This window comes from Pseudomonas cedrina subsp. cedrina (assembly GCF_001983175.1).
GTDB classification, from domain to species: Bacteria; Pseudomonadota; Gammaproteobacteria; order Pseudomonadales; family Pseudomonadaceae; genus Aquipseudomonas; species Aquipseudomonas cedrina.
Genome location: NZ_MNPW01000004.1, coordinates 520,734 through 542,086 on the forward strand (window position 1 = coordinate 520,734; position 21,353 = coordinate 542,086).

General features: G+C 61.3%; 17 protein-coding genes and 1 pseudogene. 7 read left to right on the forward strand and 11 right to left on the reverse strand.

Annotated elements, in window-relative coordinates; genetic code table 11:
* Nucleotides 1-126: 126 nt before the first annotated feature.
* Both BLL36_RS10965 and BLL36_RS10970 read right to left on the reverse strand, forming a co-directional pair.
* Nucleotides 127-219: a hypothetical protein gene (locus BLL36_RS10965; RefSeq protein ID WP_083735278.1), complete on the reverse strand. Its 93-nt coding sequence runs from the start codon at nucleotides 217-219 to the stop codon at nucleotides 127-129.
* Nucleotides 216-482 (reverse strand): type II toxin-antitoxin system RelB/DinJ family antitoxin, encoded by a 267-nt coding sequence (locus BLL36_RS10970; RefSeq protein ID WP_076951436.1) that lies wholly within the window; start codon nucleotides 480-482, stop codon nucleotides 216-218. The genes BLL36_RS10965 and BLL36_RS10970 overlap by 4 nt, the downstream gene beginning before the upstream one ends.
* Nucleotides 483-846: 364 nt before the next feature.
* Between BLL36_RS10970 and BLL36_RS10975 the strand changes: the two genes are divergently transcribed.
* The 3 genes from BLL36_RS10975 (at nucleotide 847) to BLL36_RS10990 (ending at nucleotide 4,529) form a co-directional block, all read left to right on the forward strand.
* Entirely contained in the window at nucleotides 847-2,748 is a 1,902-nt protein-coding gene (locus BLL36_RS10975) for a potassium transporter Kup (RefSeq protein ID WP_076951437.1), read from the forward strand.
* 213 nt (nucleotides 2,749-2,961) lie between these two features.
* Nucleotides 2,962-4,068, forward strand: a complete 1,107-nt coding sequence (locus BLL36_RS10985) for an NADH:flavin oxidoreductase/NADH oxidase (RefSeq protein WP_076951439.1) — start codon at nucleotides 2,962-2,964, stop codon at nucleotides 4,066-4,068.
* Nucleotides 4,069-4,343: 275 nt separating this feature from the next.
* On the forward strand, nucleotides 4,344-4,529 hold the full coding sequence (locus BLL36_RS10990) for a hypothetical protein (protein WP_076951440.1): 186 nt from the start codon (nucleotides 4,344-4,346) through the stop codon (nucleotides 4,527-4,529).
* A 62-nt stretch (nucleotides 4,530-4,591) separates the two neighbouring features.
* Here BLL36_RS10990 and BLL36_RS10995 read toward each other — a convergent pair whose 3' ends face one another.
* The 9 genes from BLL36_RS10995 to BLL36_RS11035 form a co-directional block, all read right to left on the reverse strand.
* Entirely contained in the window at nucleotides 4,592-6,217 is a 1,626-nt protein-coding gene (locus tag BLL36_RS10995; protein ID WP_076951441.1) for a glucan biosynthesis protein D, read from the reverse strand.
* A 351-nt stretch (nucleotides 6,218-6,568) separates the two neighbouring features.
* A complete protein-coding gene (locus tag BLL36_RS11000) occupies nucleotides 6,569-8,431 on the reverse strand; it encodes an NAD(P)-binding protein (protein ID WP_076951442.1) in 1,863 nt (620 codons plus the stop codon).
* A 140-nt stretch (nucleotides 8,432-8,571) separates the two neighbouring features.
* Complete coding sequence (locus BLL36_RS11005; protein WP_076951443.1) at nucleotides 8,572-9,996, reverse strand: gamma-aminobutyraldehyde dehydrogenase; 1,425 nt, start codon at nucleotides 9,994-9,996, stop codon at nucleotides 8,572-8,574.
* Nucleotides 9,997-10,173: 177 nt separating this feature from the next.
* On the reverse strand, nucleotides 10,174-10,983 hold the full coding sequence (locus BLL36_RS11010) for an ABC transporter permease (RefSeq protein WP_076951444.1): 810 nt from the start codon (nucleotides 10,981-10,983) through the stop codon (nucleotides 10,174-10,176).
* Nucleotides 10,973-11,902, reverse strand: a complete 930-nt coding sequence (locus tag BLL36_RS11015; protein WP_076951445.1) for an ABC transporter permease — start codon at nucleotides 11,900-11,902, stop codon at nucleotides 10,973-10,975. Before BLL36_RS11015 ends, BLL36_RS11010 begins: the two co-directional genes overlap by 11 nt.
* Before the next feature lies 1 nt (nucleotide 11,903).
* Nucleotides 11,904-12,938 carry an ABC transporter ATP-binding protein gene (locus BLL36_RS11020; RefSeq protein ID WP_076951446.1) on the reverse strand — a complete coding sequence of 345 codons (1,035 nt, stop codon included), beginning with the start codon at nucleotides 12,936-12,938 and terminating at the stop codon, nucleotides 11,904-11,906.
* Between the two features lie 218 nt (nucleotides 12,939-13,156).
* A complete protein-coding gene (gene ydcS / locus BLL36_RS11025) occupies nucleotides 13,157-14,308 on the reverse strand; it encodes a putative ABC transporter substrate-binding protein YdcS (protein WP_076951447.1) in 1,152 nt (383 codons plus the stop codon).
* Nucleotides 14,309-14,378: 70 nt separating this feature from the next.
* Nucleotides 14,379-15,836 (reverse strand): gamma-aminobutyraldehyde dehydrogenase, encoded by a 1,458-nt coding sequence (locus BLL36_RS11030; RefSeq protein WP_197678449.1) that lies wholly within the window; start codon nucleotides 15,834-15,836, stop codon nucleotides 14,379-14,381.
* Between the two features lie 133 nt (nucleotides 15,837-15,969).
* Nucleotides 15,970-16,881, reverse strand: a complete 912-nt coding sequence (locus tag BLL36_RS11035) for a LysR family transcriptional regulator (protein ID WP_076951449.1) — start codon at nucleotides 16,879-16,881, stop codon at nucleotides 15,970-15,972.
* Between the two features lie 168 nt (nucleotides 16,882-17,049).
* Between BLL36_RS11035 and BLL36_RS11040 the strand changes: the two genes are divergently transcribed.
* The 4 genes and pseudogenes from BLL36_RS11040 to BLL36_RS11055 form a co-directional block, all read left to right on the forward strand.
* Nucleotides 17,050-17,754, forward strand: coding sequence for a tellurite resistance TerB family protein (locus tag BLL36_RS11040; RefSeq protein ID WP_076951450.1), 705 nt, complete (start codon nucleotides 17,050-17,052; stop codon nucleotides 17,752-17,754).
* A 317-nt stretch (nucleotides 17,755-18,071) separates the two neighbouring features.
* The gene (locus BLL36_RS11045) at nucleotides 18,072-19,694 is read left to right on the forward strand and encodes a methyl-accepting chemotaxis protein (RefSeq protein WP_076951451.1); all 1,623 of its coding nucleotides are present in this window, start codon (nucleotides 18,072-18,074) and stop codon (nucleotides 19,692-19,694) included.
* Nucleotides 19,694-20,206 (forward strand): chemotaxis protein CheW, encoded by a 513-nt coding sequence (locus tag BLL36_RS11050; protein WP_076951452.1) that lies wholly within the window; start codon nucleotides 19,694-19,696, stop codon nucleotides 20,204-20,206. Before BLL36_RS11045 ends, BLL36_RS11050 begins: the two co-directional genes overlap by 1 nt.
* Nucleotides 20,203-21,225 (forward strand): annotated as a pseudogene (locus tag BLL36_RS11055) (CheR family methyltransferase); the annotation flags it as partial. The gene BLL36_RS11050 and the pseudogene BLL36_RS11055, both read left to right, overlap by 4 nt.
* Between the last annotated feature and the right edge of the window lie 128 nt (nucleotides 21,226-21,353).

Here is a 21,353-nt window from a genome sequence, read left to right on the forward strand (position 1 = left end):
AGGGCGGCGGATGGGCACTTGGTGTGCCTCTGATCAAAAAGTGCGCAATTCTAGCGACGGGCAGCGCACTTGACCAGCTTTATGCGGGGAAATGCGACGAGTGCTGCGCTATTCAATACCCGATGCCTAAGCAAATAATTCAGCGTGGCTCCCCAAGTCCACAAAAGTGATCAGGTCAGCCCGCGATTGCTCATAAATCAGCAGGAGATCACCACCTATATGGCATCGGCGTCCCTTAGCATGTCATCGATCGAGTCAAATTGGCGACGGATAGCATGCGCTTGCTTCATGGCGCGAGCGGTTTTCTCCGAAGGGACGCGTACCTCAAAAGGCAGCCCCTGCGTTGTCACTACCTGGCGGAGGAAAAGACGCAGGGCGTCACTGAGGCTAAGCCCGCAGGCATTGAGCACAGCAGTGGCGCGCTCTTTCAAATCCTCGTCGATGCGGCAACGCACGTCAGTGGTTTTCAATAATGTGGACATATCACGACTCCTTCTAAAGATTGTAGCTACGTTGTGGCTACAGCTGGGGTATGGATCAACCCGTCAAAGCTGATCAACGCTTTTTGTTCCAGGGATGGCGCCAAGTGACCCATACGTCGGAATCGTGGTGTCTGTAAAAAAACGAAAACGTAGCGTTGGTGTTGAGTGGCGTCAATGCAGGCAAAAAGACGCCTGCGTTATGCAAGGAAATGCAAAGCCTGCTGCGCTATGCTTCGCGCCGTTGCGTGTAGGTAAAATCCTAAGGTCAACAAAACGTCTGTTACGAGAAGTAAAACAGCGCATGCTAGGGGTCGCTTAGAAGCGTTGTTAATAAAGACCGCAGGTCAAAGGGCAGGAGTGGTTGATGGGTCACGCGAGTAATCAGGCAGCAGGTGCCGAACAGTCAAATACCAAGCCGATTGGCATGCTGGTGGCAGCGGTCGGGGTGGTTTACGGCGATATCGGGACCAGCCCGCTCTACACCCTTAAAGAGGTGTTCAACGGCGGTTATGGAGTGCAGGTCAACCATGACGGTGTGCTGGGGATCCTGGCGCTGATCTTCTGGTCGCTGATCTGGGTCGTCTCGATCAAGTACATGCTGTTCGTCCTGCGCGCCGACAACCAGGGCGAGGGCGGCATCATGGCGCTCACGGCACTGGCGCGACGGGCGGCGGGGAAGCGCAGGAAGTTGCGCAGTTTCCTGGTGGTCTGTGGCCTGTGCGGCGCTGCGCTGTTCTACGGCGACAGCATGATCACCCCGGCGATCTCCGTGCTATCGGCGGTTGAAGGCCTGGAGCTGGCGTTCGACGGCCTGGAACAATGGGTCGTGCCGATCGCCTTGGTGGTGCTGGTAGCCTTGTTCCTGATCCAGAAGCACGGCACTGACCGCATCGGCAAGCTGTTCGGGCCGGTGATGGTCACCTGGTTCCTGGTGCTCGGCGGCCTGGGCGTGTATGGCATCACCCTGCACCCTGAAGTGCTGAGCGCCGTGAATCCGATGTGGGCCGTGCGTTTCTTCGAGGCGCATCCCGGCATTGGCGTGGCAATCCTCGGCGCGGTGGTACTGGCACTGACCGGTGCCGAAGCGCTGTATGCCGACATGGGCCACTTCGGCCGCAAACCCATCGCACGCGCCTGGTTCATCCTGGTGCTGCCGGCGTTGGTGCTCAATTATTTCGGCCAGGGCGCCATGCTGCTGGGCGACCCGGAAGCCGCACGCAACCCGTTCTACCTGTTGGCCCCAAGCTGGGCGCTGATCCCATTGGTGGTGTTGTCCACCCTGGCCACGGTGATTGCCTCCCAGGCGGTCATCTCCGGTGCGTTCTCCTTGACGCGCCAGGCAATCCAGTTGGGCTACATCCCGCGCATGCATATCCAGCACACCTCCAGTGCCGAACAGGGCCAGATCTACATCGGCGCGGTGAACTGGTCGCTGATGGTTGGCGTGATCCTGCTGGTGCTGGGCTTCGAGTCGTCCAATGCTCTGGCATCGGCCTACGGCGTGGCGGTGACCGGCACCATGCTGATGACCACCATCCTGGTGTCGGCGGTGATGTTGCTGCTGTGGAAATGGCCGCCGATACTGGCTGTGCCCGTGCTGGTCTGCTGCCTGTTGGTCGACGGGCTCTACTTTGCCGCCAACGTCCCGAAGATCATCCAGGGCGGCGCCTTCCCGGTATTGGCGGGGATCGTACTGTTCGTGCTGATGACCACCTGGAAGCGCGGCAAGCAATTGCTGGTGGAGCGCCTCGACGAAGGCGGGCTGCCGCTGCCTATCTTTATCAGCAGTATCCGCGTGCAGCCGCCCCATCGGGTGCAGGGCACCGCCGTGTTCCTCACGGCGCGTCCGGACGCCGTGCCCCATGCGCTGTTGCACAACCTGCTGCATAACCAGGTGCTGCATGAGCAAGTGGTGTTGCTGACGGTGGTCTACGAAGACATTCCTCGCGTGCCGGCTGCGCGGCGCTTCGAGGTGGACGCCTACGGTGAAGGCTTCTTCCGCGTGATCCTGCACTTTGGCTTTACCGATGAGCCGGATGTGCCCGAAGCATTGAAGCTGTGCCACTTGGAAGACCTGGATTTCAGCCCGATGCGTACCACCTACTTCCTCAGCCGCGAAACGGTGATTGCCTCGAAACTCGAAGGCATGGCGCGCTGGCGTGAAGGGTTGTTCGCCTTCATGTTGAAGAACGCCAACGGCAACCTGCGTTTCTTCAAACTCCCGGTCAACCGGGTGATCGAGCTGGGCACTCAGGTCGAAATGTAAGCGTTTGCAGCGCGGGAGCCGGCAATCGGCTCCCGCGTTCCTTTCTGAACCCTGTGCAATCCACCGTTGTCGACTAGGCTCTGTAGGAGCGAGCTTGCTCGCGAAGGTCGTTAACGATCACGCGGGAAATCTGACTCAGCGCGGCGCTCTCGGGTTCTTCGCGAGCAAGCTCGCTCCTACAGGAGTGCCCATAGAACCCAGAAGAGGTGCGCCATGAGTCAGCTGCTAGAACCCTACACCCTGCGCCAATTGACCCTGCTCAACCGTATCGCGGTCTCGCCGATGTGCCAGTACTCCAGTGAGGATGGCCTGGCCAATGACTGGCACCTGGTGCACCTCGGCAGCCGGGCCGTCGGCGGCGCCGGGCTGATTTTCACCGAAGCCACCGCCGTGACCGCGGATGGCCGCATCACCGCCCAAGACCTGGGCCTGTGGAACGACCAACAGATCGAACCGCTGCAACGGATCACGCGTTTTATCGCGGCCCAGGGCGCGGTGGCCGGCATCCAACTGGCCCACGCAGGGCGCAAGGCCAGCACCCATCGGCCATGGATCGGCAAGCATGGCAGCGTCAAGCCGGACGAGGGCGGGTGGGTGCCGGTAGGTCCGTCGCCGATTGCCTTCGACCCGCAACACACCCAGCCCAAACCGTTGGATGAAGAGCAGATCCGGCAAGTAACCGCCGACTTTGTCGCCGCCGCCAAGCGCGCCTTGACCGCGGGTTTCGAGGTGGTGGAAATCCACGCCGCCCACGGTTACCTGCTGCACCAGTTCCTCTCGCCCATCAGCAACCAACGTCAGGACCAGTACGGTGGCTCCTTCGAAAACCGTATCCGCCTGGTGCTTGAAGTGACCAGGGCCGTGCGCGAGGTCTGGCCCCAGGAGCTGCCGCTGTTTGTGCGGGTCTCGGCCACCGACTGGGTGGAAGATGGCTGGAACCCCGATGAAACCGTCGAACTGGCGCGCCGCCTCAAGGACTTGGGGGTCGACCTGATCGACGTCTCCTCCGGTGGCACCGCCGCGAACGCCGAGATCCCCACCGGCCCGGGCTACCAGACGCGCTTTGCCGAGCGCGTGCGCAAGGAGTCGGGCATCGCCACCGGCACCGTCGGCATGATCACCGAGCCGGCCCAGGCCGAGCACATCCTGCGCACTTGCCAGGCCGATATCATTTTTCTGGCCAGGGAACTGCTGCGTGACCCGTACTGGCCGTTGCATGCCGACGACGATCTGGGCGGGCGCAAGGCAATCTGGCCGGCGCAGTATCAGCGCGCCACGCACCGTGACCAGCCGATTCATGAGTCCGATTTACGCGACTGATAAGTCGTTTAGTATTCAAAGAAACCCACCTTGATCCGGTGGGTTTTTTTCTTACTGTAAGCGTGGGAAAAGTCTGTAGGTATTTGTTACCCAAGCCATTTATTTAAGTGAATACTCTAAAAAAATCCCACACGAGACGAGATTTTTTCTACCCTTAGGATACGCCTGAGTTCTGGCCCAGGAAGTCAGCGGGTGTGTTCACCCAGGCATTGCGCTTCATGCGAGGCGGGTGATGGGCAACAGGAGTTTTTGATGGATATCAGGAGAAACAGTCCATGGCCAAGTCCTATGGTGTAGCGGGTGTGGTGGTGTCTTTTCTGACGCGCAGGATGTGTCTGCGCGGACGAAAATTGAACTCGGACGAAGCCCAATTGCTGGCGCATTACCGCGCCTTGACCGAGAGCGATCAGGTGGCGATGCGCTATTTGATGGGGGCGATGAAAAGTGTGTCGCGGTTCTGAGCATTGTATTGAACCCTATGGGAGCCGTTCAGGCCGGCTCCCATAGAGGAGGAACATCCTGATCAGGTGTACTTGCGCTGCTCCGGTGCCGGCGGGAAGTACTGATACAACCAGGTTTCGCTCAAGGTGCGGTCCTGGGTACGAATAAACAGGCGCAGTTCCACCGGCTCCACGCTGTCGCTGGTCGGGTACCAATCGAACAGGATGCGGTAGCCCTTGATGTTGTCCAGCACCAGCACGCTGAAGTCTTTGACTTCGCCATGGGAGCAGGTCACCACCGGCTCGATCCCGGTGCCTGGTGGCAGGCGATCCAGGCCGCCCCCCTTGAAGTCCACCGCAAAGCGGCGTGCCCACACCTCGGGATAGTGTTCGCCCGGTGCCCAGCCTTCGGTAAAGCCACCCATGCCTGAGCGGGTCGCGTCGACTTGTGCCAACGGCGTACTCACCGGTGGCAGGGCGCTCCAGTACAGTTTGTAGCCATAGTTCAGCGAGTCGCCGGCCGCCACGGGGTTTTTCGGGGTCCAGAAGGCCACGATGTTATCGAGGGTCTCGCCGGTGGTGGGGATTTCCAGCAGGTCGATCGAGCCTTCGCCCCAGGCGGTGGTGGGTTCGACCCACAGGCTCGGGCGCTTGCTATACCAGTCCACCGTGTCCTGGTAACTGGCAAATTCATGGTCGGTCTGCACCAGGCCGAAGCCTTTCGGGTCTTTGTCGGCAAACGCGTTGAACTGCAACTTGGCCGGGTTGTTCAACGGGCGGCAGATCCACTCGCCGTTGCCACGCCACATGGCCAGGCGGTCTGAATCGTGGATTTGCGGATGGATGGTGTCGCACATCCGGCGCTCATGGGTGCCGCAGCTGAACATGCTGGTCATCGGCGCGATGCCCAGTTGCTCAATGGCGGTACGCGCATTGATGTGCGCGTCGATGGCCATCACCACTTGATTGGCCTGGCAGTCGATATCGAAGCGGTAGGCGCCGGTGGCGCTCGGCGAATCAAGCAGGGCGTAGACCACGAAGCGGGTGGCGTTCTTGTCCGGGGTTTCAAACCAGAACTGTGTGAAGTCAGGGAATTCTTCGCGTTTTTTCGCGTAGGTGTCGATGGCCAGGCCACGGGCGGAGAGGCCGTACTGGCCGGTGGAGTCCACCGCGCGGAAGTAGCTGGCACCGAGAAACGACAGCACGTCATGGCGGTCCAGCTCCGGGGCCTTGAACAGCTTGAAGCCGGAAAAACCCAAATCCCCGGTCAGTTGTTTGGTGTCCACCGTGGTTTTTTCATAATTGAACAGCGAAGGGCGGAAATGCACCTCGCGCGCTTCGCGGGTCTTGGGGTCGACGCTGTGCATGCGCACCGGTGTCTTGAAGCCCATGCCGACGTGGAAGAACTGCACGTCCAGTTGGCCGTTCAATTCCTTCCACAGCGAATGCTTGCCGTCGTAACCGATGGCGTTGAAATTCTGCGGTGTCATGGTCGCCAATGTCGGCGGCAGCACCTGTTTGGTGTCTTTGTAAGCGGTCCCGGCCAGCTGTTTGGCCTGGGCTTTGAGCGCTTCGAAATCGAACGCCACGGCCTTGCCGTCGGCGGCACGGTTCCCGGCCCAGGCCTGGGCGGCAAGCAGGCCACTGGCCGACAAACCGGTGTAGGCCGCAATGGCCATGGACGCTTTGAGCAAATTCCTGCGGTGCATAGAGACAACCTGTCGTGAGCAAATCCCGCGCCGTTCCTGGCACGTAGCGGATCAGAAATTACGGTTCGGACATGCCTTCGGCCAAACACAACGGACATTAAACAGACGCCGGATAGCTTAAGCGGTTCGATGACGTAGGAAAATTGATTGATAGCGGGGTGATGGCATTGCAAATGCGACAAGACATTTCCGGCTCTACTTGCGAACACATAACCTAAGAACAAATTCCAATGTGGGAGCTGGCTTGACTGCGATGGCGGTAATTCAGTCACTACAATATTGGCTGATAGGCCGCCATCGCAGGCAAGCCAGCTCCCACAAGTGTTCATTGCTGGCCTTAAAGCCTTATTCTCAGGCTACTTCCCCCACCGCCCTGAACGCTTCATCTATCGCCGCATGCGCATACGCACTCCACGCGGCATCCGAGTTGGCGATGCTCACGTGCCCCACCGGTTTTTTCGCCAGGTTCATCCACGCTTCGCTCTCATCGGCGTCATCAAACAGACTGTTGGAAAAGCTCGCATAACCATGTGACCAGCGGTTGACAGTGATCGCCAGGATATCGGTCTGATGGTTGAACCCACCAGGGCCGAGCATGCGTTGCAATTGCTCGCGCAACTGCGCTTCCAGTTGCTCGAATGTCTGGCCATACAATTTGCCCCGCCCGGCGCGCGCCTGGTCACGGGCGTTCATGCCGCTGTTGGGGCTGGTGGGCACGTAGACCATGTGCAAGCCAATGGGCTGCGTCGGGTCGCGCGGGTGGTCGTAGCCGCCCATGCTGACTGGGTAATCCAGCTTGATCCGGCTGTAGGGCTGGGTCGCCGCGTAAATTTCATGCACGCCCAACTTCTGGAATGACTGCCAGTTGCGGATCACCACTTTGGTGTACACCAGCGGGTATTTCACATTCTGACTCAGGGCATGGGCTTGAGGCGCCGGCAGATCCTTCAACAGGTACGGGATCATCATGTTGTAGCAGGCCAGGATGCAGCGCTTGCCGCGCACTTGTGCGAGTTGTCCGCCACGGCTGTAGCCGATATGCACATGGTTCCCGACGTTACGCACGCTGACCGCGGTACTGTTGAGGCGCAACCGCACTGCAGCCTGGGGCTGATCGAGCTTGGCGTAGTCAAACGCCGCCAGCACGATATCGTCCATGGTGTGCCCCGGCGCCACGCCAGGGATCAAACCGCGCACCAGCAACCGCGCCACCGAAGCATTGCCATCCGGGAAGTGGTAGATGTAGGGCTCTTCCATTTCCGCTGCGGCCTCTTCGCTGATCGGCGCCAGGTTCATCCCGGCAAAACCTGGGAAACCCACGCTATAGGCGTCGGCCGAGGCCACTGCATCGATGCTCAGGGCCATGAAGTCGTTGGTCCGGCTTTGGAAGTACTTCACCGCGCCTTCCGATAGGCCTACATCCTTGAGCAAGAAATCGCGGTAGCTGGTGGCGGCCAGGTAGTCGGCTTTTTCCTCGGCGGTCTTGCCCGGCAGGTAGTCCCTGGGCACCGTGTGCAGTTCGATCAGGGCCTGGCGGTCTGCCTGCGGCAGCGGAAAGTCATTGATGAAATCGCCAATGGCGCGCGCATTCAACTGATCCGGCGCGATGTCGTCGGCCACCATCGGCGTGGGGTCGCCGGTGACCAGCTTGTCTTCGCCGAAGTTTTCCCTGTCGAAAAACACCCCGCGCGACAGGCCGAGGTTCGGGTAGAACTGGCGATCGAAGGCGGTCTCGAAGCGCTTGATATTCACCCCGAGCTTGTTCAACAGCCCGTTCACTTCCTTGCTGTACAGGTGGCTGGGCGACTGGAACGCCTCGCTGCCACCGTAGCCAATGATCATGCGGCCACCGGCCTGGAATTCATTGCGCTTGGCGTGGCCGCCGAAGTCGTCGTGGTTTTCCAGGATCAGGATCTTCGCCTTGGGGTGCTTCTCGCGGTAGAACCACGCCGCCGACAAACCACTCAAGCCACCCCCGACCACCACCAGGTCATAGTCTTCGGCGATCGGCAGTTTGTCGGTGTCGAACGCTTTCTTTTCCCAGCCCATCTGGTGTGCCACTTTGAATGAGCCGACATGGCTGCCGCGCAGGCCGGTGAGCGCTGGTGGGTAGTAGCGACCATCGGGAGCGGCCTGCAGCAATTGCAGTGGGGTCATGCCGGCGGCAATCGTGACAGCGACGCCGTTGAGGAAGTCGCGGCGGGTGATATCCATGGGAACCTACGAATTATTTATTGTTATAAGGAGATCCCCTGTGGGAGCGGGCTTGCTCGCGAATACGGTGTGTCAGTCGACACATGTGTGCCGGATGTACCGCATTCGCGAGCAAGCCCGCTCCCACAGGGGGCACAGCATTAGTGCTTGAACATCACATGGCGCACAGTGGTGTAGTCCTCCAGCCCATACATGGACATATCCTTGCCGTAGCCGGACAGTTTCTGACCACCGTGGGGCATTTCACTGACCAGCATGAAGTGGGTATTCACCCAGGTGCAGCCGTACTGCAAGCGTGCGGCCAGGCGATGGGCGCGTCCTACATCGGCGGTCCACACCGACGACGCCAGGCCGTAGTCCGAATCGTTGGCCCAGGCCAGCACCTGCGCTTCATCGGTGAACTTGGTCACCGACACCACCGGCCCGAACACCTCGCGGCGCACGATCTCGTCGTCCTGTTGCGCGTCGGCCAGCACCGTCGGCTCAAAAAAGAAGCCGTTGCCTTCCACCGCCTTGCCACCGGTGACCAGACGGATGTGCGACTGCGCCACCGCACGCTCGACGAACCCGACGACACGGTCGCGGTGCTGTGCGGTAATCAACGGGCCCAACTCGGTGGCCGGATCATCCTGCAAGCCGTATTTGATGCTGGCGACCGCCGCGCCGAGCTTTTCGACAAACGCATCGTAGATATCCGCCTGGGCATAAATCCGGCACGCCGCGGTGCAATCCTGACCGGCGTTGTAGAAGCCGAAGGTACGAATGCCTTCCACGGCGGCGTCGATATCCGCGTCATTGAAGATGATCACCGGCGCCTTGCCGCCCAGCTCCATGTGCATGCGCTTAACGCTGTCGGCGGTGCTTGCGATGATATTCGCGCCCGTGGCGATGGAACCGGTCAGCGACACCATGCGCACTTTGGGGTGAGTCACCAGCGGGCTACCGACGGTCGGCCCACGGCCGAACACCAGGTTGAGCACACCGGCCGGGAAGATGTCAGCGGCCAGTTCGACCATGCGCAGGGCGGTCAGCGGGGTTTGTTCCGACGGCTTGAGCACCACGGTATTACCGGCGGCGAGGGCCGGGGCGATTTTCCAGGCGACCATCATCAAGGGGTAGTTCCACGGCGCGATGGAGGCAACCACGCCCACCGGGTCGCGGCGGATCATCGAGGTGTGCCCGGGCAGGTATTCGCCCGCCGCCGAACCGCTCATGCAACGGCTGGCGCCGGCAAAGAAACGGAACACGTCGGCAATCGCCGGGATTTCGTCGTTCAGCGCGGCGCTGTAGGGCTTGCCGCAGTTGTCCGATTCCAGCTTGGCCAGCTCTTCGCCGTGGGCTTCGATCGCGTCAGCCAGTTTCAGCAGCAACAGCGAGCGGTCCTTGGGCGCGGTTTGCGACCAGCCGTCGAAGGCTGCGTCGGCGGCGCGCACGGCGGCGTCGACCTGGGCTTCGCTGGCTTCGTTGATTTCCACCAGCACACGGCCCAGCGACGGGTTGAATACGGCCTGGGCCGGGCCTTCGCCTTGTACCAGTTGGCCGTTGATCAAGAGTTTGGTTTGCATGATTCAATCCTCCTCAAATGACGGTTTTCTCTCTGAAGAAACACGATTCAACTGTGGGAGCTGGCTTGCCTGCGATAGCGGTGTATCAGCCAGCCAATTCATCAACTGACCCACCGCAATCGCAGGCAAGCCAGCTCCCACATTGACCGTGTTTCTCCCGAAGCAGGTTGTTGTGGTTTATTTACCGCCACTACCCGCCACGCTTTCACCACCACGCGTCAGGTAATAAGCCCCGAGAATCGGGAACATCGTCACCAGCATCACCAGCATCGCCACCACGTTGGTCACCGGCACATCGCGCGGGCGGCTCAGTTGGTTGAGCAGCCACAGCGGCAAGGTGCGTTCGTGGCCGGCGGTGAAGGTGGTGACGATGATTTCGTCGAACGACAGCGCAAAGGCAAGCATGCCCCCCGCCAGCAAGGCCGAGCCCAGATTGGGCATGATGATGTAGCGAAAGGTCTGCCAGCCGTCGGCGCCCAGGTCCATCGAGGCCTCGATCAGGCTGTGGGACGTACGGCGCAACCGTGCGATGACGTTGTTGTAGACGATCACCACGCAAAAGGTCGCGTGGCCGACGATGATGGTGAACATCCCCGGCTCGATGCCCAACGTCTTGAACGTCGCCAGCAGTGCGATGCCGGTGATGATCCCCGGCAATGCAATCGGCAGGATCAGCATCAGCGACACACCCTGCTTGCCGAAAAACTCACGGCGATACAACGCCGCCGACGCGAGGGTGCCAAGCACCATGGCGATCAGGGTGGCGATGGCAGCAATTTGCAAGGACAACTTGATCGACTCCAGCACATCCGGCCGCGCGAAGGCCACGCTGAACCACTTCAGGGTAAAGCCCTGGGGCGGAAAGCTGAACGCGGCTTCCTCGGTGTTGAAGGCATAGAGGAAGATGATCAGGATCGGGAAGTGCAAAAACACCAGGCCGCCCCAGGCTGCGATCTTCAAGCCCAGTGATGATTTGTCAGAGTGCATCGAAGGCCCCCAGGCGTTTGACGATGGACAGGTAAACCGCGATCAGCACGATGGGCACCAGGGTGAACGCCGCGGCCATGGGCATATTGCCGATGGCGCCTTGCTGTGCGTAGACCATGCCGCCGACGAAGTAACCCGGCGGGCCCACCAGCTGCGGCACGATGAAATCGCCCAGGGTCAGCGAGAACGTGAAGATGGAACCTGCGGCAATCCCCGGCACCGACAGCGGCAGGATCACCTGCATGAAGGTCTGGCGCGGCTTGGCGCCAAGGTCGGCCGATGCCTGCAGCAGCGACGGCGGCAGGCGCTCGAGCGACGCCTGGATCGGCAGGATCATGAACGGCAGCCAGATATACACAAACACCATGAACCGCCCCAAGTGAGAGGTACTCAAGGTGCTGCCGCCCACGCCGGGAATGCCCAGCACGAACTGCAACACCGGCTCCAGCCCCAGGTGCTGCACGAACCATTGCGCCACGCCGCCCTTGGCCAGCAGCAGCGTCCAGGCATAAGCCTTGACGATATAGCTGGCCCACATCGGCATCATCACGGCGATGTAGAAAAACGCCTTGGTCTTGCCCGTGGTGTAGCGGGCCATGTAATAGGCAATCGGGAACGCGACCACCGCGCTGGCGATCGACACTACGATTGCCATGCTCAGGGTGCGCAGGATGATGTCGAAGTTCGACGGCTGGAACAGCGCGGCGAAGTTGGCCAGGGTCAGGTCCGGCGTGACCGCCATGGTGAAGTCGTCGAAGGTATAAAAGCCTTGCCACAGCAGGGTCAGCAGGGACCCCAGGTAGATCGCGCCGAACCATATCAACGGCGGTATCAGCAGCATCGCCAGGTACAGGTTGGGCTTGCGGTACAGCAGGTTGGAAAACCTGCGCATCGGTGGATGGGAAACGGCCAGGCTCATGTCACACCTCGCCTGTGCTGTCGGTCAGCGGCGTCATGGCTTCCCGCGCCCAGCGGGCGGTGATGGACTGGCCGACCTGATGGCCGCTGCTGATATCCAGCCACTGGTTGTTGGCCTGGCTGATATTCAACGCCTGGCCGTTTTCCAGTTTCAGTTCATAGCGCGTGGCGCTGCCCTGGTACTGGATGTCATGCAGCAGGCCGCTGACCTCCACTTCGCCGGCGCCCAGCGGGCCCTCGGCAAAACGCACATGTTCCGGACGAATCGAGAACGGCTGCGCACTGCCGCCGAGGCGCTGGGCCAGCTCGCCGCGAATCACATTAGAGGTGCCGACAAACTCGGCGACAAAGGCAGTGGCCGGCTTCATATACAGGTTGCGCGGGGTGTCGACCTGTTCGATGCGGCCCTTGTTGAACACTGCCACGCGGTCAGACATAGACAGCGCTTCGGTCTGGTCATGGGTCACGAAAATAAAGGTGATGCCCAGTTGGCGTTGCAGCTTTTTCAGCTCGCTCTGCATCTGTTCGCGCAGCTTGAGGTCGAGCGCGCCCAGCGGCTCATCCAGCAGCAGCACGCGCGGGCGATTGACCAATGCGCGGGCCAGGGCGACGCGCTGGCGCTGGCCGCCGGAAAGCTGCACCGGTTTGCGCTCGCCATAACCGCCAAGCGCCACCATGGCCAATGCCTCCTCGGCACGCATGAGGCGCTCGGCCTTGCCCACGCCCTTGACCTTGAGGCCATAGGCCACGTTGTCGCGCACATTCATATGGGGGAACAGCGCGTAATCCTGGAACACGGTGTTGACATCGCGTTGATACGGCGGCAAGCCGGCAGCTTCCTCGCCGTGGATACGAATCGAGCCCGCGCTCGGCTGCTCAAACCCGGCGATCAGGCGCAGGCAGGTGGTCTTGCCGGAACCGGAAGGGCCGAGCATGGAAAAGAACTCGCCGTCCTGGATATCGATGGAAACCCGGTCGACGGCTTTCACTTCGCCGAACTGACGGGAAACATGGGTGAATTGGACTGCAAGCGTCATGGTGCGGTGCTCCGAAAAAGCATGGGCCGTCGCAGCGGCCCGGTTTGGACTTCTGGAAAACAAAGGAGTCGGTGTGCACGGTCGTAAGGTCTGGCGCGGTCCAATGTGGGAGCTGGCTTGCCTGCGAAAGCGGTGTGTCAGTTTGCACATCTCTGACTGATACACCGCTATCGCGGGCAAGCCCGGCTCCCACAAGAGATCTCCATTAACTGGGGGCCTTACCGCCCGCCCATGATCGCAATGTAGTCCTGGGTCCAGCGGCTGTACGGCACGAACTTGCCGCCCTCAGCCTGCGGGGTTTTCCAGAAAGCGATCTTCTCGAACTGGTCGAACCCGTTGGTCTTGCAGCCTTCGGCGCCGAGCAGTTCACTTTCCTTGCAGGCCGCAGGCACGGCCGGCAGCGAGCCGAACCAGGCGGCGACATCGCCCTGGACCTTCGGCTGCAGCGACCAGTCCATCCACTTGTAGGCACAGTTCGGGTGCTTGGCTTCGGTGTGCAGCATGGTGGTGTCGGCCCAGCCTGTAGCGCCTTCTTTCGGGATGGTCGAGGCAATCGGCTGCTTCTCGTTCTGCAGGCCGTTGACCTGATACGGCCAGGCGCTGGAGGCCACCACGCCTTCGTTCTTGAAGTCACTCATTTGCACAGTAGTGTCGTGCCAGTAACGGTGGATCAGGGGTTGCTGGGCGCGCAACAGCTCGAGCACGGCCTTGTACTGGGTTTCGGTCAGTTCGTAAGGGCTCTGAATGCCCAGCTCGGGTTTGGTCGACTTGAGGTACAACGCCGCATCGGCGATGTAGATCGGGCCGTCATAGGCCTGAACGCGGCCTTTGTTGGGCTTGCCGTCCGGCAGGGTTTGCGTGTCGAACAACACGCTCCAACTGGTGGGCGCGGTCTTGAACACGTTGGTGTTGTACATCAATACGTTCGGGCCCCATTGGTACGGGGTGCCGTAGGTTTGCTGGCCGACCACGTACCAGGGCGCATCCTTGAGACGCGGGTCGATGTGCTTCCAGTTGGGAATCAGCGCGGTATTGATCGGTTGCACGCGTTTGCCGACGATCAGGCGCAGCGACGCATCGCCCGACGCGGTGACCAGGTCGTACCCACCCTTGGCCATCAGGCTGACCATTTCGTCAGAGGTGGCAGCGGTTTTCACGTTGACCTTGCAGCCGGTTTCCTTCTCGAAACCGCTGACCCAGTCGTAGGCCTTGTCGCTTTCGCCACGTTCGATATAACCGGGCCAGGCGACGATATCCAGCTGGCCTTCGCCAGGGCCAACCACCTTGAGCGGTTCGGCGGCCTGGAGGCTGGCGCTGGCCAGCAGCGCGGTGGTCAAGGCACTGAGCAGTGCGGTCTTATGCGCGGACATGGGGTTCCCTCTTCTTTAATTATGGTCGGGGCAGTGTGTGCAACGGTGACGCATGAGCTTAGTTGTTGTTTTAAAGATGCTGGCCGTGGCGCGCCATGATATGGCGCACCACGCTGTAGTCCTGTAGCGAATCGCTGGACAGATCTTTCCCATACCCCGAGCGCTTCAAGCCGCCATGGGGCATTTCGCTGACCAGCATGAAATGGCTGTTGATCCAGGTGCAGCCGTATTGCAGGCGCGCCGCCACCTGCATCGCCTTGTCCAGGTTCTGGGTCCACACCGACGAGGCCAGGCCGTATTCGGAGTCGTTGGCCCAATCCACCGCCTGTTCCAGCGTGTCGAAGCGGGTCACGGTGACCACCGGGCCGAACACTTCTCGCTGCACGATTTCATCATTTTGTTTACAGCCGGCGAGCAGGGTGGGCTGGTAATAGAAGCCCGCCCCGGAATGCACGGCGGCGCCGGTGATGCGTTCGATGTGCGGTTGGCCGAGGGCGCGTTCGACAAAGCTGGCCACACGGTCGCGCTGGCGCGTGCTGATCAGCGGGCCCAGTTCATTGTCGGCGTCGCGTTTACCGGCAAAGCGCAGGCTGCTGACCGCCGCGCCCAGTTCGGCAACCAGCTTGTCGTGGATGCCGGCCTGGGCGTAGATGCGGCATGCGGCGGTGCAGTCCTGGCCTGCGTTGTAGTAACCATAGGCGCGCACGCCCTCGACCACGGCTGCCAGATCGGCGTCGTCGCACACGATCACTGGGGCTTTGCCGCCCAGTTCCAGGTGCGTGCGCTTGAGGGTTTTGGAGGCGGCCTGCAGGATTTTCTGCCCCGTGACGATATCGCCGGTCAGCGAAACCATGCGCACCTTGGGGTGGCTGACCAGATGGCTGCCGACGCCTTCGCCGCCGCCACACACAATGTTGATCACGCCGCGCGGCAGTAACTGGTTGAGCGCAGGCGCCAGGGCGAGGATCGACAGCGGCGTGTGTTCCGATGGCTTGAACACCAACGTATTACCGGCGGCCAGGGCCGGGGCGATCTTCCAGGCGGCCATCATCAGCGGGTAATTCCACGGCGCAATCGAAGCCACGACCCCGATGGGATCGCGGCGCACCATGCTGGTGTAGCCCGGCAGGTACTCGCCGCTCAGTTGCCCGGTCTGGCAGCGCACGGCCCCGGCGAAAAAGCGGAACACATCGACGGTGGCGCTCAAGTCGTCCTGGCGCGCCAGGTGCAACGGCTTGCCGCAGTTCAGCGATTCCAGGCGGGCCAGGTGGTCGGCTTGTTTCTCGATGGCGTCGGCGATGCCCAGCAGAGTATTGGAGCGTTGCTGCGGCGTGGTGCGCGACCAGCCGGCAAAGGCGCGGTGGGCGGCAAGGATCGCGGCCTCCACTTGCTCGGTGCTGGCTTCGGCGATCTGGGTGAGTACTTCGCCGGTGGCCGGATTGAGAATCGGCTCGACGAAGCCCTGGCCCTGGACCAGTTCGCCGTCGATCAGCAACGCGGTGAGCAGCGGGGTGGGCGCGCCGGACATTTTTCGCGGTCTCTTTTCTTGTGCGGCCATGGGCGTTCTCTTATAAGTCGCCCGACCTTTCTCTTATGGATGTACAGAGACTAGAGGCCAGACGCGAGGTCAACAAATACTAAATACTGAAAGCAGCATTCGATTAAATAGATGGCTTGCGTGGGTGCGGTTGTTCACGGGCGACGGTCAGGAACGGATCCACCAGCGCCGGACGTGCCGTGCCCCGACGCCATGCCAGGCCGATGTCGAGGGTCTGGCTGAGGTCGGCAATCGGCCGCGCTTCGATGATGTCGCCCTCCAGCGACCAGGGCCGGTAGGTCATGTCCGGCTGGATCGACACGCCAAGGCCCGCCGCCACCAGGCTGCGCACCGCTTCGGTGGAGGCGGTACGCAGGCTTACGCGCGGTTGCAGGCCTGCACCGGTCCACATGCGCTGGGCGTTGTGGCCCATTTCGTCGACGTTCAGCTGAATCAACGGCTCGCGCGCCACATCGGCCAGGTTGATGCTGTCGTGTTCCAGCAACGGATGCTGCGCCGGTAGCCACAAGCGGTGCGGCGAATGAGTGAGGACCTCGGTCTGCAGGGCGTGGCGGTCTTCCAGGTTGGAAAGGATCAGCACGCCCACGTCGATTTCGCCGCTGACCAGCAGATGCTCGATATACGGGCGCTCATCTTCCATCACGCGGATTTCGACATTGGGGTAGGCGCGCTGGAAGCGCGTCAGCAGGTCTGCGAGGTAATAGCCGGCGACCAGGCTGGTCACGCCGACGATCAACTGGCCGGCGACCTGGTCGGTGCTCTGTTGCAGGCTGCGCTTGGCGTTATCGACGGTGGCGAGAATCAGGTGCGCCTGGCGCAGGAATTGATGGCCCTGGTGCGTGAGGGTCATGCCCTTGGCATGGCGGTTGAACAGGTTGACGCCGATTTCCTGTTCCAGTTGCTGGATCGCCAGGGTCAGGGTGGACTGGGAAATGAAGGCGGTTTGCGCGGCGGCGGAGATCGAACCCGTTTCGGCCACGGCAATAAAGTGCCTGATTTGACGCAAGGTCATCATGCTGGAATCACCAGTGAGGTGTTTTTATAGATGCGCTTGAGTGTATATCGATTTAAGCGAGGGGTAGCCGCGTTACATCTGGAAGCACTCTAGATAAGGCCTTTTTGGCACTTAGTTTTACGCTGGCGGCCTATTGGTCCTATGAACCCAAGTGTCTGGAGGCTGCGAATGAATACCCGTGGATTGCTCGATCAGTTGCTCAAGTCCGGCCAGGACATGTTGCAAAACAAGGCTGGCGGCCAACGTAAGCAGGACGACAAAGGCGCACTGGGCGGTCTGCTCGGTGGCGGAGGCCTGGGCAGTTTGCTCGGTGGCGCGGGCGGCGGCGCCCTGGCAGCCGGCGCCATGGGCTTGCTGATGGGCAATAAAAAAGCGCGCAAATTCGGCGGCAAGGCCCTGACTTACGGCGGTTTGGCGGCCTTGGGCGTCATCGCCTACAAGGCCTACGGCAATTGGCAGGCGCAGCAGGCCAGCGCGCCTCAGGGCGAGCCGCAGACCATCGACCGCCTGCCGCCGGCCCAGGTCGAGCAGCATAGCCAGGGCATCCTCAAGGCGCTGGTCGCCGCAGCCAAGGCCGACGGCCATGTGGATGAGCGCGAACGCGCGCTGATCGAAGGCGAATTCACCAAGCTGGATAACGACCGCGAGTTGCAAAGCTGGCTGCACGCCGAGCTGAACAAACCCCTGGACCCGGCGGACGTTGCGCGGGCCGCGGGCACGCCTGAAATGGCCGCCGAGATGTACATCGCCAGCGTGATGCTGGTGGATGAGGAAAACTTCATGGAAAAGGCCTACCTGGACGAACTGGCCCGCCAACTGAAACTCGAGCCAGGGTTGAAGGCTGAATTGGAAAAACAAGTGCGGCTAAGTTAATACCTGTCCTACACCGATAAAAATGTGGGAGCGGGCTTGCTCGCGAAAGCGGCCTGTAGTGAGCGGGCTTGCCCCGCGCTGGGTGGCGAAGCCGCCCCAAACCAGGCGACTCGGTTCTACCTGGAGAGGTCGGCGGTGTTTTTATTGGGGCCGCTTCGCAGCCCAGCGCGGGGCAAGCCCGCTCACTACAGGCCGCGAGCAATCCCGCTCCCACATTTGTTTTGCGTGAACGTTATTGACACGCGAAACCATTGATTTAATAAGGCCAATGCTCGGCTATACTCCCCCGCATTTGATCGGCACTTCGAGGAAACACTGTGAAGAATTGGACCTTGCGCCAACGGATTCTGGCGAGCTTTGCGGTCATTATCGCGATCATGCTGTTGATGGTCGTGGTGTCCTACTCACGGTTGCTGCAGATCGAAACCAGCCAGGAATCGGTACGCGATGACGCGGTGCCGGGGGTTTATCTCAGTTCGATGATCCGCAGCGCGTGGGTCGACAGCTACCTCGAAACCATCGATATCATTGGTCTACGGGACGATAAAGCGTTCACCAATGCCGACAGGGCGGACTACAAGTCCTTCGAAGCGCGTATCGAACAGCAGATGGCCAATTACGAAAAAACCGTTCATAGCCAGGCCGACCGCATGGAGTTCGACAACTTCAAGGCCGCGCATATCAACTACAACAAGGTGTTGGCCCAAGTGCTGGAACGCGTGGAAGCCAAGGACCTGGCGGGGGCGAACGTGCTGCTCGAGGAGCAGTTGACGCCGATCTGGACCGAAGGGCGCATGAAGCTCAACGACATCATCACTGAAAACAAGAATGTGTCTGATCGCGCCACTGCGGCGATCGACGAGTCAGTCCTGTCGGCCAAGATCAGCATGGCCGTGTCGCTGGTCATCGCCATCCTCGCCGCCGGCCTGTGCGGGCTGCTGCTGATGCGCGCGATCATGTCGCCGATGCAGCGCATCGTCGATATCCTCGGAACCATGCGCGACGGCGACCTGAGCAAGCGCTTGAACCTTGCGCGCAAGGATGAATTCAACGCCGTCGAAACCGGCTTCAACGACATGATGACCGAGCTTACGGCCCTGGTGTCCCAGGCGCAGCGCTCGTCGGTGCAGGTGACGACCTCGGTGACCGAGATTGCCGCCACCTCCAAGCAGCAACAGGCGACCGCGACTGAAACGGCCGCGACCACCACCGAGATCGGCGCCACGTCCCGCGAAATCGCGGCCACGTCCAAGGACCTGGTGCGCACCATGACCGAGGTCTCCACCGCCGCCGACCAGGCTTCGGTCGCCGCCGGTTCCGGTCAGCAAGGCCTGGCGCGCATGGAAGAAACCATGCACTCGGTGATGGGCGCCGCCGACCTGGTCAACGCCAAGCTGGCGATCCTCAATGAGAAGGCCGGCAACATCAACCAGGTGGTGGTCACCATCGTCAAGGTCGCCGACCAGACCAACCTGCTGTCGCTCAACGCCGCTATCGAGGCCGAGAAGGCTGGTGAATACGGCCGCGGTTTTGCCGTGGTCGCCACCGAAGTACGCCGTCTCGCCGACCAGACCGCCGTGGCGACCTACGACATCGAGCAGATGGTGCGAGAAATCCAATCGGCCGTTTCCGCCGGCGTGATGGGCATGGACAAGTTTTCCGAAGAGGTGCGTCGCGGCATGTTTGAAGTGCAGCAAGTCGGCGAGCAACTGTCGCAGATCATCCATCAGGTCCAAGCCTTGGCGCCGCGGGTGTTGATGGTCAACGAAGGCATGCAGGCCCAGGCCACCGGCGCCGAGCAGATCAACCACGCGCTGGTGCAACTGGGCGATGCCAGCAGCCAGACGGTGGAGTCCCTGCGCCAGGCCAGCTTTGCCATCGATGAACTGAGCCAGGTTGCGGTCGGTCTGCGCAGCGGCGTGTCGCGTTTCAAAGTCTGATGAGCGACCTCGCGGCTAAACGCGGCGCTGTCCCGGCAGCGAAAAAAGCGTTGTTCCTGGTGTTTAACATCGGCAGCGAGCGTTATGCCCTCAAGGCCACCGAAGTGGCCGAGGTGCTGCCGCGCCTGCCTTTGAAGCCGATCGCCCATGCGCCGGCATGGGTGGCGGGCATCTTCGCCCATCGCGGCGCGTTGGTGCCGGTGATCGACCTCAGCGCCCTGACCTTCGGCAAACCGGCCCAGGCCCGTACCAGCACGCGCCTGGTACTGGTCAATTACCAGCCGCAGCCTTGGGCCCAGCCACGCTGGCTGGGGCTGATCCTGGAACAAGCCACCGACACCCTGCGATGCGACCTTGGCGAGTTCAAGCCTTATGGCCTGGACAACCGCGAGGCGCCTTACCTGGGGCCGGTGCGTGAGGACGCCCTTGGCTTGATGCAGTGGATCAGCGTCAATGAATTGCTCACCGATGATGTGCGCGCCGTGCTGTTTTCTACCGAGCTGAGCGTATGAGCGACGACCCGCGTTTCTTTGCTTTCCTCAAAGAGCGCATCGGCCTGGACGTTGCGTCGGTCGGCGAAGCAATCATCGAGCGCGCGGTGCGCCAGCGCACCCAGGCGGTCAATGCGCAAACACCCTGCGAATATTGGCAACACCTGCAGAGTTCCGAGCATGAACAGCAGGCGCTGATCGAAGCGGTGATCGTCCCCGAAACCTGGTTTTTCCGTTACCCCGAATCCTTTGCGACCCTGGCCCGCCTGGCTGCCGCGCGCCTGGCCGAGATCAAGCAGATGCGCGCACTGCGCATCCTCAGTTTGCCGTGTTCCACGGGTGAAGAGCCCTATTCGATTGCCATGGCGCTGTTGGATGCGGGCCTGGCGCCGCACCAGTTCAAGGTGCAGGGCCTGGATGTCAGCCCGCTGTCGGTGGAGCGCGCGCGACGTGGGGTGTATGGCAGGAACTCGTTTCGCGGCGGTGACCTGGCTTTTCGCGACCGGCACTTCATCGAGCATGGCGACGGCTACCACATCGCCGACCGCGTGCGCGAACAAGTGCGCCTGCAAGTCGGTAACCTGCTCGACCCTGCGCTGCTGGCCAATGAGGCGAGCTATGACTTTGTGTTCTGCCGCAACCTGCTGATCTACTTCGATCAGCCGACCCAGCAGCAGGTGTTCGAGGTGCTCAAGGGCCTGACGCATATGGACGGCGTGCTGTTTATCGGCCCGGCCGAGGGCGGTCTGCTGGGGCGCCATGGCATGCGTTCGATTGGGGTGCCGCAGTCCTTCGCGTTCAGTCGGCATGCCGAGCCGGTCAAGCCGGAACCACGGCCGGTGTTCATGTCCATGTCGGTGCCGATCCCGGCGCCTATGCCTCAGCGCAGCGCGGCATCGATTCCGACCAGGCCACGGCCGTTCAGCACGCTCAGCGCCCCGATACTGCCGGCCAAAGCGCCGCACTCCGACGCGGCCGACCTGCTCAGCCGCATCGCCACCCTGGCCAACGAAGGCAAAAGCTTTGATGCCCGCGCCGCTTCAGGCTGTGTGAAAACGCAGCCTGCACCGGCTAAAAACAAATGCCCCGACTTGTCGGGGCATTTGTTTTTGCGGACTTGAAGAAAAAAAGGGCCTTTCAGCCCATCAACTCCATCAATTTCGGCACT

Coding starts and splice junctions, on each gene's coding strand:
- BLL36_RS10970 (WP_076951436.1), bottom strand. CDS start 482: ATGTCCACATTATTGAAAACCACTGACGTGCGTTGCCGCATCGACGAG.
- BLL36_RS10975 (WP_076951437.1), top strand. CDS start 847: ATGGGTCACGCGAGTAATCAGGCAGCAGGTGCCGAACAGTCAAATACC.
- BLL36_RS10985 (WP_076951439.1), top strand. CDS start 2,962: ATGAGTCAGCTGCTAGAACCCTACACCCTGCGCCAATTGACCCTGCTC.
- BLL36_RS10990 (WP_076951440.1), top strand. CDS start 4,344: ATGGCCAAGTCCTATGGTGTAGCGGGTGTGGTGGTGTCTTTTCTGACG.
- BLL36_RS10995 (WP_076951441.1), bottom strand. CDS start 6,217: ATGCACCGCAGGAATTTGCTCAAAGCGTCCATGGCCATTGCGGCCTAC.
- BLL36_RS11000 (WP_076951442.1), bottom strand. CDS start 8,431: ATGGATATCACCCGCCGCGACTTCCTCAACGGCGTCGCTGTCACGATT.
- BLL36_RS11005 (WP_076951443.1), bottom strand. CDS start 9,996: ATGCAAACCAAACTCTTGATCAACGGCCAACTGGTACAAGGCGAAGGC.
- BLL36_RS11010 (WP_076951444.1), bottom strand. CDS start 10,983: ATGCACTCTGACAAATCATCACTGGGCTTGAAGATCGCAGCCTGGGGC.
- BLL36_RS11015 (WP_076951445.1), bottom strand. CDS start 11,902: ATGAGCCTGGCCGTTTCCCATCCACCGATGCGCAGGTTTTCCAACCTG.
- BLL36_RS11020 (WP_076951446.1), bottom strand. CDS start 12,938: ATGACGCTTGCAGTCCAATTCACCCATGTTTCCCGTCAGTTCGGCGAA.
- ydcS (WP_076951447.1), bottom strand. CDS start 14,308: ATGTCCGCGCATAAGACCGCACTGCTCAGTGCCTTGACCACCGCGCTG.
- BLL36_RS11030 (WP_197678449.1), bottom strand. CDS start 15,836: ATGTCCGGCGCGCCCACCCCGCTGCTCACCGCGTTGCTGATCGACGGC.
- BLL36_RS11035 (WP_076951449.1), bottom strand. CDS start 16,881: ATGATGACCTTGCGTCAAATCAGGCACTTTATTGCCGTGGCCGAAACG.
- BLL36_RS11040 (WP_076951450.1), top strand. CDS start 17,050: ATGAATACCCGTGGATTGCTCGATCAGTTGCTCAAGTCCGGCCAGGAC.
- BLL36_RS11050 (WP_076951452.1), top strand. CDS start 19,694: ATGAGCGACCTCGCGGCTAAACGCGGCGCTGTCCCGGCAGCGAAAAAA.